Annotated in this window: 10 protein-coding genes and 1 tRNA gene; 9 read left to right on the top strand and 2 right to left on the bottom strand. The window is 53.8% G+C overall.

Features of this window, described 5'->3' with window-relative positions; all coding sequences use genetic code 11:
* Positions 1 to 196: 196 nt before the first annotated feature.
* The 7 genes from QTO31_RS01260 (at position 197) to QTO31_RS01230 (ending at position 9170) form a co-directional block, all read left to right on the top strand.
* Complete coding sequence (locus tag QTO31_RS01260; protein WP_301427849.1) at positions 197 to 1216, top strand: LacI family DNA-binding transcriptional regulator; 1020 nt, start codon at positions 197 to 199, stop codon at positions 1214 to 1216.
* Positions 1217 to 1369: 153 nt separating this feature from the next.
* Complete coding sequence (locus QTO31_RS01255) at positions 1370 to 2671, top strand: ABC transporter substrate-binding protein (RefSeq protein WP_031460970.1); 1302 nt, start codon at positions 1370 to 1372, stop codon at positions 2669 to 2671.
* 62 nt (positions 2672 to 2733) lie between these two features.
* Complete coding sequence (locus QTO31_RS01250) at positions 2734 to 3624, top strand: carbohydrate ABC transporter permease (protein WP_031460971.1); 891 nt, start codon at positions 2734 to 2736, stop codon at positions 3622 to 3624.
* A gap of 13 nt (positions 3625 to 3637) precedes the next feature.
* Positions 3638 to 4561, top strand: a complete 924-nt coding sequence (locus QTO31_RS01245; protein WP_031460972.1) for a carbohydrate ABC transporter permease — start codon at positions 3638 to 3640, stop codon at positions 4559 to 4561.
* 132 nt (positions 4562 to 4693) lie between these two features.
* Complete coding sequence (locus QTO31_RS01240) at positions 4694 to 6859, top strand: glycoside hydrolase family 65 protein (RefSeq protein WP_301427848.1); 2166 nt, start codon at positions 4694 to 4696, stop codon at positions 6857 to 6859.
* A 94-nt stretch (positions 6860 to 6953) separates the two neighbouring features.
* Positions 6954 to 7604, top strand: a complete 651-nt coding sequence (gene pgmB, locus QTO31_RS01235) for a beta-phosphoglucomutase (protein ID WP_301427847.1) — start codon at positions 6954 to 6956, stop codon at positions 7602 to 7604.
* 393 nt (positions 7605 to 7997) lie between these two features.
* Positions 7998 to 9170, top strand: coding sequence for a CPBP family intramembrane glutamic endopeptidase (locus QTO31_RS01230; RefSeq protein WP_031460975.1), 1173 nt, complete (start codon positions 7998 to 8000; stop codon positions 9168 to 9170).
* A 103-nt stretch (positions 9171 to 9273) separates the two neighbouring features.
* Here QTO31_RS01230 and QTO31_RS01225 read toward each other — a convergent pair whose 3' ends face one another.
* Together QTO31_RS01225 and QTO31_RS01220 are read right to left on the bottom strand one after the other, a co-directional pair.
* Complete coding sequence (locus QTO31_RS01225) at positions 9274 to 10215, bottom strand: lamin tail domain-containing protein (RefSeq protein WP_081910068.1); 942 nt, start codon at positions 10213 to 10215, stop codon at positions 9274 to 9276.
* Positions 10216 to 10235: 20 nt separating this feature from the next.
* Positions 10236 to 10312: transfer RNA gene (locus QTO31_RS01220), tRNA-Val, on the bottom strand.
* A 46-nt stretch (positions 10313 to 10358) separates the two neighbouring features.
* Between QTO31_RS01220 and QTO31_RS01215 the strand changes: the two genes are divergently transcribed.
* A complete protein-coding gene (locus QTO31_RS01215; RefSeq protein ID WP_301427846.1) occupies positions 10359 to 11621 on the top strand; it encodes a CCA tRNA nucleotidyltransferase in 1263 nt (420 codons plus the stop codon).
* A gap of 22 nt (positions 11622 to 11643) precedes the next feature.
* On the top strand, positions 11644 to 12720 hold the full coding sequence (locus QTO31_RS01210; protein ID WP_367620607.1) for a M42 family metallopeptidase: 1077 nt from the start codon (positions 11644 to 11646) through the stop codon (positions 12718 to 12720).
* Positions 12721 to 12725 lie beyond the last annotated feature (5 nt).

Here is a 12725-nt window from a genome sequence, read left to right as displayed (position 1 = left end):
TCGTAGTACGGATACCGAACCCGTTGGAAACTCCTGGTCGGACAGCAAGGCAGCTTGCACCTATGGTCGATGAATATTTGACAGCATACAAGACGTAGCAAATAATTTAGGCGAACGTTCGCTTTTTCCTCTTGACAACTCAACCTACAGGGTGTATGATAAAGGCGAACGTTCGCCTAGAGAGATCGATACGCCTATGACAGCCACCAAAGTCACGCTCAAAGATGTAGCGGCGCGTGCCGGGGTTAGTTACCAGACTGTCTCCAAGGTGCTGAACGGCGATATGCAAGTTGCGCCCGAAACGATGGAGCGGATTCAGGCAGCGGTACGGGAATTGGGCTATCGACCTAATCGTATCGCCCGCAACATGCGAGCCGGGCGGAGTTTTATGATCGGGTATTCGTGGACGCAAACCGAACCCGGTCAAGTCAATCACATTCTCGATCAGTTTCTGAGCAGCATGGTGCGCGAGGCAAGCGCAGTTGGTTACTATGTCTTGCCCTTCCCCTTTCAGGAGGGTAGCGCGCAGGTGGATGCGTACCGTGATTTAATTCGGAGCGGAAACGTTGACGGATTTGTGCTCTCGAGCGTTAACTACAACGATCCACGGATTCAATTTTTGCTAAAACAGAAATTCCCCTTCGTGGCTTTTGGTCGTTCCAACCCCGACTGGGATTTTGCCTGGGTTGATATTGATGGTGCAGCAGGAACAAGGCAGGCTATTGAGTACCTCATCGGGCGTGGACACCGGCGAATTGCGATTCTTGCCTGGCCGGAAGACTCACGAGTCGGGAATGACCGCCTGCAAGGGTATCTGGATGCGATGCAGGCTGCTCAGATTGGTATCGAGCCTGGGTACGTGTTGCGCGGTGAAGGAACTTTTGACGTTGGGCGGGCGATGACCTTGCACTTGCTTGATCTGCCATCCGAACAGCGGCCAACCGCGATTATGGCCCTGAACGATACGATGGCTATTGGGGCGATGGCCGCTGCCCGCGAACGTGGCCTGGGGATCGGAACCGACCTGGCGATTATCGGCTTTGATGATGCACCGATGGCCCAATACCTTTTCCCGCCGCTGACGAGTGTGCGCCAGCCAATTGCCGAGGCCGGTCATAAATGCGTTGAGTTGCTGGTGGCGTTAGTGGAAGGGCAACCGGTAGCGCAGAAACATGTTCTTCTCCAACCTTCGCTGATCATTCGCGCTTCTGCCTGATACAGTACGCCAATGTTCGTTCCCGATCATCGTCTGGCGATGATTGGGTGGTTGGTTGTTGTTTCAAAAAGGAGGGTAAGAAATGATCTAAACATGCAACTTTTTTACGGTCGTTGGTCTTTATGTTTTCTTTAGTCTTTGAAAGGAGAAGCTATGAATCGCCTGATCAAGCTCCTACTCGTTCTGACTGTGCTGGCGCTGGGTTTGAGCGCCTGTGGTCAGACCACCACTCAACAGACTCAACCCACTCCACAAACTGTGCGCGAGACAGTTGTTGTCCCGGCCGAAAAGGTTACTGTGCGTCTATCTGGATGGGCTTCCAGTCCGGCTGAGACGGCTCTGCTCGAATCGCTGCTGTATAAGTTCTCGGTAGAAAATCCCGATATTCTGGTCAAGTACGAGCCGATTACCGGTGATTACAAGCAGGTGCTCCTGACATCGATTGCTTCGGGTACCGAGCCTGACATCTTTTACGTCGATATTTTCTGGTGGCTTGAGCTGGCGGCGAACGATGCACTGCTCCCGCTCGATGATCTGATGGCGACCAGTGGTGTTTCGCGTGACGACTTCATCCCGGCGCTGATCGATGCTTTTACCTATAAAGGCAAGACCTACGGTATTCCAAAAGACTTCAACACGCTCGGTATGTTCTACAACAAAGCATTGTTTGACAAGGTTGGTCTTGCCTATCCAACCGATGACTGGACATGGGATGATCTGCGTGCGGCTGCTGAAAAGCTGACCGACCTCAGCGATCCCAATCGCCCGATCTACGGCTTCTGCACACCGCCTGATCCAGGTCGGTTCCCGGTCTTTGTCTTCCAAAATGGCGGGATGGTGATGAAGGATGACTACAGTGACACGATGCTCGACAGTGAAGCAGCGGTAAAAGCTGCCGAGTTCTACACCTCATTCCGCACCGCCAAGATTGGTGCATTGCCTTCAGATCTCGGCGAAGGCTGGCAGGGCACTCTCTTCGGCAAAGGTCAGTGTGCAATGGTGTACGAAGGTGGCTGGTTGATCCCCTATCTGCGCGATCAATTCCCGAACACACAGTATGGTGTGGTGATGCCGCCGGCCGGGCCGGGTGGTGAAGGCAACCTTATCTTTACCGTCGCCTGGGGTATCTCGGCTAATACGAAGAATCCGGATGCGGCGTGGAAGGTAGTGAATTTCCTGACCAGCGAAGCCAGTCAGAAGACGGTGCTCGAAAGCGGATTTGCGCTGCCATCACGGAAGTCGTTGCAGAACAGCGACTATCTGAAGAACAATCCCAACTCGGCAGCGATCTTCAACGGTTCCTTCTTCGGTGCACGTCCGTTCTTCTGGGGCGCTGTCGGTTCCGATGTCAACGATCAGATGGCGAAAGCCCTGGAGCGCATCTTCAAGGAGAACCAGCCGGTATCTGAAGCGATGAAGCAAGCGGCGGATTCAATTCGGAAGGCGTTGCGGTAATTGCTACGCGCAGCGACCGGTCAGCTCCGGTCGCTGCGCTCCACCAATGACGGGAGTATAATATGCGAGCGAGAACTGACCGCCGCAAGATTTTCGAAGCGTTGAATGGGTATCTGTTTATTTCGCCGTGGCTGATCATTTTCGTTATCTTTAGCCTGATCTCTCTATGTTACGCGGTCTACCTCTCGTTCACCGAATACAACCTGCTCCGACCACCGCGCTGGTGGGGGTTAGAGGGTTATCAGCGTGTGCTGGAAGATGAACTCTTCCTGGCAAAAGCGCTGCCCAATACCTTCAAGTATGTGCTGATCGTCGTGCCGATCCAGACCTTTCTCAGCCTGGTGCTGGCATTTGCCATGGATCAGAATCTGCGATTTCAGCGCTTTTTCCGCACTATTTTCTATCTGCCTTCAGTGACATCATCGGTAGTGATTTCACTGATCTTTATCTGGATTTTTGCGCCGCAGGGGATTTTCAACCAGATCACGGGGTTGACGGTCAATTGGCTCGATGACCCACGTACCGCGTTTTATGTCATTATGGGAATGAACATCTTCACGACGAGCGGTACGTTGATGCTGATTTTCCTGGCTGGTTTGCAAGATATTCCGCTGGCAGTTTATGAAGCAGCCGAAATTGATGGCGCCAACGGTATTCAGAAATTCTTCTACATTACCATTCCGATGTTGCGACCAGTCATCTTCTTTGTTGTGACGGTAGGCGTAATCGGCTGTTTCCAGGTCTTCGACCAGATTTATGTGATGACTGCCGGTGGGCCGCTCGATAGTACGACGACGATTACCTACCTGATTTACAAGTGGGCTTTCCGCGATACTCGTATCCAGATGGGCCAGGCATCGGCATTAGCAGTGATTCTGACGCTCATCATCCTGGCAGTTACCCTGTTGCAACGAAAAGTGATCGAAGGCAGCGGCAGCGGCGCCGAGCGCTAGAAAGGCAACACCGATGGCAGTAACAACACAAGCACAGACACGGGTGTACGAGCAGACCGTCTTCTTCGACCGGCTGCGTAAATACCTTTTCTTTGCTATGCTGGCCTTCTGGGCTGTCCTTTCGGTAGCGCCGCTCTATTTTACGCTGGTCTTCTCGTTTAAGCCGGTGGCCGATATTTACACACCACCGATCTGGGCGCCGATCCCCTTTACGCTCGAAAACTACCAGACGATCCTGGGCACGTTCCAGCTCTTCCCGCGCTGGGTGTGGAATAGTGTCTTTATCTCGGTCATCATCACAATCTTCCGCGTTCTCTTCTGTGCGATGGCCGGTTACGCCTTTGCCCGTATCGAGTTTCCTCTGAAGAACTTCTGGTTTAACCTGCTGCTCATTTCGATGATGATGCCCGGTGTTGTCACGCTTATTCCATCGTTCCTCATCATTGGACCGGGTCTCATTCGCGGTGGGATTGATCTGGGGATGTTCAAGCTGCCTACCGGTTTTGGCCTCATCGACAATCCCTGGGGGGTGATTTTACCCGGTATGGCCGATGCCTTCGGCGTCTTTATGATGACCCAATTCTATAAGTCGTTCCCCAAAGAATTGGAAGAGGCAGCGATGATGGATGGATCAGGGCGATGGGGAACGTTCTTCCGCATTGTGCTGCCGATTAGCCAGACCCAGTTGATCACCCTTGCCCTGCTGACGTTTCAGGGAGCCTGGAACAACTTTATGTGGCCCCTGCTAGTTCTCCGTTCACCCGAGCAGTTTACGCTGCCAATCGGCTTGCAATGGTTCCGTGGTGAGTACTATACGCTCTATTCGGTGATCCTTGCCGGATCGATCTTCAACACGCTCCCAATTTTGATCATCTTCTTCGTCTTCCAGCAGTATTTCGTGCGGAGTATTGCTGCTACCGGTTCAAAAGAAGGATAGGGCACGTGCACGCTGCAATGTGAGTAACACCGTAACACCGTACAACCTGGTAATGGGCAGCGCATGGATGCGCACGATCGCGTCTCGGCTGCCCAGATCGTTTTCGCCGCTTCACAAGACAAGAGAACAGGTATGTGGATACTATCTGAGACATCATTCGATCCAACGAAACAACACCACAAAGAGACCATTTTCACCATCGGGAATGGCTATCTCTCAACTCGAGGTACCTTTGAGGAAGGGTATCCCAACGATCGACGGGCTACGTTTATCCACGGCGTCTTTGATGATGCACCGGTTGTCGTGACCGAGCTTGCCAATACACCCGACTGGCTGGCTACGCAGGTGGTAATCGACGGCGAGAAGTTTTCGCTGGCAACCGGCACCATCCTGGCTTACCGACGTGATCTTGATTTACAGACTGGCGTTCTGCGCCGCGAGGTGCGCTGGCAATCACCAAACGGCCGCGTAGCGACCTTGATTTTTACTCGCTTCGCTTCATTGGCAGACGAACACCTGCTGGCGTTACGCTGTGAGATCATTCCCGAATTCGATGGTCAGATCGAACTCCGAAGTGCACTCAACGGCCAGACCGACAATGAGGGACTGCTTCACTGGCGGCATATTGCGCAGGGGCAGCTTGCCGATGGCGCTGTCTTCTTACGCACCCGCACCCGCAAAAGTGGGATTGAGCTGGCGCTGGTGATGCGTCTGGTGGGTGATGCTGCACTCACCACCACATTCTGGGATGTTGAGAATGTGCCGACTCTCCGACAGGTCTATCAGGCCAGGTCTGGTACGCCGATTGTCGTGAATAAGTTTGTCGGCGTTGCCACTTCACGCGATACCGGCAACCCACTGGAACTGGCTCATCATCATCTCCAGCGTGTAACAGACTGGGATCAGGAGCTAACTGCGCAACGGCGGGCCTGGGCGTGCGAATGGGAACGCTGTAATGTCGTCATAGAAGGCGACGAAGAGGCCGATCTAGCTGTGCGCTTCAGTATCTTCCAACTCCTGATTGCTGCACCACGCCACGATCAGCGTGTCAATATTGGCGCCAAGACTCTCTCTGGATTTGGTTATCGCGGGCATGCTTTCTGGGATACCGAAATCTTCATGCTTCCCCTCTTCATCTACACCATGCCCGAAGTGGCTCGCAACCTGCTTGATTATCGTTACCTGACGTTGCCGGCAGCTCGTGCCAAGGCTCGTGCCGCTGGTTATGAAGGGGCGTGGTATGCGTGGGAGAGTGCCGATACCGGTGAGGAGGTAACGCCTACCTGGGTGCCAGATTTTCACGATAAGAAGAAGCTGGCTCGGGTCTGGACAGGTGATTTGGCAATCCACATCTCTTCTGATGTTGCTTACGCCGTTCAACAATATTGGCAAGCGACCGGTGATGATGCGTGGTATATCGAACGTGGCGCTGAAATCGTGTTGGATACAGCCAAATTCTGCGCGTCGCGTGCCGAATGGTTGGCCGACCGGGGCTGCTATGGCTACACCGACGTCATTGGCCCCGATGAATACCACGATCACGTGAACAACAATGCCTATACTAATCTGTTGGCGCAATGGAATCTGCGTGCCGGTTTAGAGACGTTAGCCTGGCTCGAACAACATGCACCGCAGAAAGCTGCCGAACTGCGGCAGAGGCTTGATCTGACTGCTGAACGTCTACAACACTGGCAGACGGTCGCCGAAAAGATGTGCGTGAACATCGCGGCCAACGGCCTGATCGAACAGTTCGATGGCTTTTTCAAGCTTAAAGATGTCAATCTAGCTGATTATGAACCACGCACAAAATCGATGCACGAGATTTTCGGGATCGAAGGTGCTAACGAATATCAGGCCATCAAGCAACCCGATGTCTTGATGTTGCAATTCCTGCTACGCGAACACTACAGCGACAGCCAGATTCGGGTTAACTACGATTATTACACCCCACGCACCGATCATACCTACGGCTCATCGCTCGGCCCGCCAATCCAGGCTATTGTCGCCTGTCAGATGGGTGATGTTGACGAGGCGTATGAGCACTTCATTCGTGCAGCGCGTGCCGATCTCCGTGATGTGCGCGGAAATGCCGGTGATGGTATTCACGCCGCGTCAGCGGGTGGTGTCTGGCAGGCTGTCGTCTTTGGGTTCGGTGGTTTGCGCATCCATCCAGACGGTACTTGGGAGGTGCATCCACGTTTGCCCAAACACTGGCAACAGCTCACCTTCCGTTTTACCTTGCGTGGTGTCATGCATATCGTGACCTGCTACCCCGACGGTCGTGCTATCGTTGCGTAACCAACGAGCGGGTGCAACGACTATCGCTGCATCCGCTTCTGCGGGCATATAATAAATGTCGAAATGATTTTTATTCACAAATGTGAGCAAAGACATGCCAATTCAGGGCTTCATTTTCGATCTCGACGGTGTTATCACCGATACCGCTGAATACCACTATCGAGCCTGGAAACGGCTGGCCGACGAGTTAGGAATTCCGTTTACACGCGAAGAGAACGAAGCATTACGCGGTATTCCGCGCCGTGAGTCGCTTCTACTGATGCTCAAAGGCAGGTCCTATCCTGAGGATGTGCTTACTGAGCTAATGGAGCGGAAAAACGGCTACTACCTTGAATTTATCCGCGAAATATCACCGTGTGACCTCTTGCCGGGCGCCCGTGAACTGCTGCACGAGATTCGCGCTGCCGGACTAAAAATTGCACTCGGCTCGGCGAGCAAAAATGCCCGCGAGGTGCTCGAACGGTTAGGGATTACCGACCTATTTGATGCCATTGCCGACGGTTACAGTGTCACGCGCCAGAAACCAGCGCCTGATCTCTTTTTACACGCTGCACGCCTGCTCGATCTACCACCAACTGCCTGTGTTGTCGTAGAAGATGCGACTGCCGGTGTTGAAGCTGCATTAGCCGGGGGATTTTATGTGGTTGGGATTGGCCCGCAAGAACGGGTGGGCCGGGCACACCTGGTTATCCCGAGTCTGTCTGGAATACGCTTACAGGACATTTGCCGTCGGTTAGAACAGTAGCAGGGTCGGTGCGACGATAATGATCCTGCGCCGGAACGTAATCGTGTGCTGGGAATGACCGGATTCGACATAACAACGTGACGAACGGCTGATGAACCGCTGTTGTAGGGCGGGTTCCCAACCCGCCCCTACCGATTCTCTGCACCTCTCTTTCTGTTCTCGCTTCCCTGGTTCAGATACACTATTCAGACCACGCAAATGACTGGGGTGTGGTATACAATGTATGTGGAGTGCGTGGAATAAATACCCTCTGTGCGGAGATCACCTTTCCCAAGAGAAAAGGGAAGAGGGGAAGATGATGACCACAAGATACGCTATGGCGCGCTGTTCGCAGTGAGTTTATACTCATCACCGGTTTACCACGATTGCTACGAAACAAGAGGAAAAGAGACGATGTCAGAACCACTCGTTATCACCCCTGAACCTGCTCCTATGCGGCGACCAGGTATCTGGCTTGCCGGTGTAGGCATCTACATCCTTCTGCTGAGTATCGGTGCTGCTATTGGTGGCGAGATCGGGAATTTCACCTCCGCCAGTCTCAATGCCTTACCCTTTGTTGGTCTGGCAATTCTGGCCTATTTTGCCGGTACGTCTTTCAATTGGGCCTGGATTGCTACTGGCGTGTGGCTGACCATCCTCATCGGTGCATCTGCCGTGTATGCGTTTGGCCTGGGGGTATTGAATATCGTTGACATACCACCGGGTGGATTTGATCCGAACAATCCGCCGACACTTCAGCCGGCTTCTCTCTTCACGATCCTGCTCCTCATTTTTGGTATCTTCCTCAGCTTTGGAATAGGCTTGTCAACGCTACTTCCACCGGTGCGTCGGTGGTTAACACGATTTCTTCCGCTCGATCCAAACTCATTTGTGCATAGCGTGGCGCTGGCAGCAATTGTCACTATCACGCTGATCATGGTAATGCCACTGCTGGTAACCGGCCAGCCACCACTACTCACCCTTGTGCGAGCTGTAGGTAGTGAAGAATTGAATGCTGGTGATCTCAGCGCTGGCGCTCAGTTGCGTAGCCAGGTTTATGGCCTGGTCTGGACAATTCCGGCTGCGTTTCTCGCAGTCGGCTTTGGAATTCGCCGCAATCTATCGGCGACGCTCCTGCGCATCGGTCTGGTACGACCGACCGTTAGCCAAGTTATCACTGGTGTGGGGATCGGTCTGGCTCTGGCCGGTTTGATAACGCTCACATTGCCATTAATAGATACAATCTGGCAGACATTTGGTTGGCCTACCACCGACCATGAGGCGTTCAGTGAACTGATAGCTTTTGCGATTAGCCCACTTGGAGCATTGGTGATTGGTGTCACAGCCGGGTTAGGTGAAGAACTGGCAATCCGTGGAGTTTTGCAGCCCCGTCTGGGCATTTTCCTCTCGAATCTTTTCTTCGTCAGCCTGCACGCTTTTCAGTATCATTGGGATGGTCTGCTGGTCGTCTTTGTTGTGGGTCTCATATGTGGTTTGGTAAGAAAACGTACCAATACGACGACTGCTGCTATCGTGCATGGAGTGTACAATTTTGTGTTAGTTATGCTCGAAGTCATTGCCGGTTAATACCAGGTCTGGATATGTGACCTGGCTTGCCTGGACATCTATGGGTATGCAGGCGACCAGGTTGATGGCAGGGCAGCATATGTGCTGCCTCGATCACCTGGCGTCAGGGTACCTGATAAGAACTCACCAGCCGCCCTTGTGCATCGAACAATTGCGCAATGTCTCCGCGCTGCCAAACCGGTGCTGAGCGCCCCCAGTAGAAATCACCGGTGTTCAAATTGTTTGTGCCGCTACCTGTGTAGAGGTATATCTCACTTTCAGGCGCCAGCACATAATTCGGAAAAACGAATGTTGGCCGTTCAGGGCGTGAAATGTTGATAATCCGCCAGCCACCGATTGTGAGGTCGTTCTCTTCGTTACTTAGCAATGTCACATATTCATCGTTAAGTGAGTTTGATGTATCTGGGTCGTAAGCAACAATTTCAAGCGTTACCGATATACCGGCTGGTATTGGGGTCGGTGTAGCGATAGGTACACCGCCAAGGGTAGAAGTTGGTGTCGGCGTGAAGGTGATGCGGGGCGTCTCCGTCGTTGGCACGGTTGGTGTAGTGGTAGCAGTGATCTGTGGGGTTGCCGTCGCTCGACCCGTCGGTGTCGTAGTTCGGGTTGCCTGCGGTACTGTTGGCAGCGCAGTCGTTGGGCGAGGAGCTAACGTTGGCGTTGGTGAAGGTATTTTCGTTGGTGATGGAACAACAGTAGCTGGCAATGGAACATCAACGTAGCATACCATCCTGGCAAGCAATTGTTGATTATCCCGTAGTCGCACCTCAACCGGATAGATACCAGGAGGTTCGTTCACCCGCAGCGGGATTTGCCAGCGTCCGGCAGCATCACTGACCCCGCCGCCGACCGGCAAATCGGCGAAGAGTACGATCAGGCCCTGAAATGGTGGAGCCTGATCACCACGGAGGGTAATCGTCTGATTCCGCGGACACGCAAGCGCCTCCGGCTGGGCGTACATCTGTTGCGTGACAACAGCAGAAAAACCTGCCAGTACGAGAGCGATGAAGAAACTCGCGATAAGACGGTGACGAGGATAATTCATGAGGCGTGTTACAATAAATGTGGTGGGCGATAGTGGATTCGAACCACTGACCTCCACGATGTCAACGTGGCGCTCTAACCAACTGAGCTAATCGCCCGTGCGAACTCTATCCTATCATTGAATGCCTGCTCTGTCAAGCGCACATGGACAATCTTATCACCAGACTTGAACCAGAACTGCGGCGTCTGCTTGCACGTGCCGTTGATCTGGCATCGTCGGTTCAGGCAACGTTATGGCTGGTTGGCGGTGTCGTTCGTGATCTGTGGCTCGGTGTACCCATTGGACGTGATATTGATCTGGCCGTCGAAGGCGACGTTCATCGGATTGTTCCCCTGCTCGCAAATGTCTGGGGTGGCGACATCGTGGCGCAGCATCCATCATTTGGCACAGCTTCAATAACCGTCGGCAATTGGCTGATCGATTTGGCCCAGACGCGCACCGAACGCTACCCACGACCGGCTGTCTTGCCCGAAGTGCAACCGGCGCCGTTGGCCCTTGATCTTTTCCGCCGTGACTTCAGCATCAATGCAATGGCGATTCAACTGGTCGCGCAGGGCAACGACTTGTTGCCGATGCCCCTCTTCGATCCGCTGGGGGGGGCTACCGATCTGGCAGCTCGCCGCTTACGGCTTTTGCACGAGCAGAGTTTGCGCGATGATCCTACCCGCCTGTTACGTGGTCTGCGCCTGGCCGCTCGTCTTGATCTTACTCCTGATGCAGCGACCAGGGCGCAGTTTCAGGAAGCTATCGCAGCTCAGTATCTGGCGCTCCTCACCCCTGAACGAGTACAGACTGAACTCTGCCTGACATTGAGTGAACCCGATCCGGCAGCGGTTGTGGCGCTGGCCGACCGATGGGGGGTCACGTACCAGATTGTGCCCGGTTTACACTGGACACCGGCCATGACCGAGCGATTAGCCCGCTATCAGCGCGATCCGGCGCATGTGGCAGCCGTCGCGCCGACTGATCTGGTTATCGCCGGACTGTTGCTCTACGATGTCAGTGATGCTGAGCTGATGATGTTTCTGCGCCGTTACCACCTACCTACCCCGGTGCGTCGAATGCTCAACGACCTGATTGCACTGCGCGTCCGGCTACCAACCATCGCCTCGGCATCCAGCCCGAGTCGTCTTGATGCCCTGTTACAGCCCTATAGCGTAGCCGCGATTGCTGTGCTACACTACGCGACAGATGAGCTAATTCAGCAGAACATCGCCCGCTATCTGCACGAATGGCGGCTGCTGCGCCCGCCGCTCAACGGTGATGACTTGCGTCACTTGGGGGTACCGCCAGGGCCGCAATTAGGACAACTGTTACGGCGTCTGCGGGCAGCGACGCTCGATGGTCTGATCACTGATCGCGCAACGGCTGAACAGTGGGTACGTCAACAATTGGTCGATTCCTGAATAGTTGAGCGAGGAAAAATCTGTGGATGCAATGATGCAACTTTTGAAGGAACTCACCGAGGCTCATGGTGCCTCTGGTTATGAAGGACCGGTTCGCACTCTTATGCGGCGCTACCTTGAGCCGGTAAGTGAGATCGAAGGTGACAATCTGGGAAGTATTATTGCTCGTCGGATCGGCGTACCCGATGGGCCACGGATCGCGCTGGCAGCGCATCTTGATGAGATCGGATTGCTCGTGACCCGTATTACCGACGATGGCTTTCTCAAGTTTCAGCCGCTTGGTGGCTGGTGGGATCACGTGTTGTTGGGTACACGAGTGGAAGTTATGACCCGCCAGGGATCGATTATCGGTGTGATCGGCGCAAAACCTCCGCATATCTTAAGCAACGATGAACGGAATCGCCTCGTTGACAAAAAGTCAATGTACATCGATATTGGTGCCTCTAGTCGTGAGGAAGCTATGGCATGGGGAGTGCGACCGGGCGATTCAGTGGTACCGGTCGGTCCATTCCTGCCGATGCGCAATCCCGATCTCTTCATGGCAAAGGCATTAGACAATCGCGTTGGCTGCGCTATCGTGGTTGAAACCATTCGTCGCCTGGTCAATGAACGCCACCCCAACATTGTCTACGGGATCGGTAATGTTCAAGAAGAAGTCGGTCTGCGTGGCGCGGCTACAACAACGTATCTGGTCAAGCCTGATATTGGCTTTGCTATCGATACGGCGATTGCTGGCGATATGCCCGGTGTGGGGGCTGATGATGCGATGAGCCGACTCGGTCAGGGACCGGCCATCCTGCTCATTGACGGATCATTAATTGCCCACACCGCTCTGCGCCATCTGGTTATTGACGTTGCCGCCGAAGAGGGTATTCCGCTGCAATTCGATCTGATGCCAGGGGGCGGTACTGATGGTGGACGGATGCATATTTTCGGGAGTGGGGTACCAACCGTGGTTATCGGGCCGCCAGTACGTTATATCCACTCAACCTCAGCTATCGTCCATCGTCGCGATATTGAGCAGACGGTACAACTATTGTTGGCGCTGGTTCGGCGTCTCGATGGCGAGACAGTGCGACGCTTGCAGAAAGAGGCATAAGAAGG

Origin of the sequence: Chloroflexus sp. MS-CIW-1, from assembly GCF_030444705.1 — a bacterium.
In the GTDB taxonomy this organism is placed as follows: Bacteria; Chloroflexota; Chloroflexia; order Chloroflexales; family Chloroflexaceae; genus Chloroflexus.
This window is presented reverse-complemented; position numbering and strand designations above follow the sequence as displayed.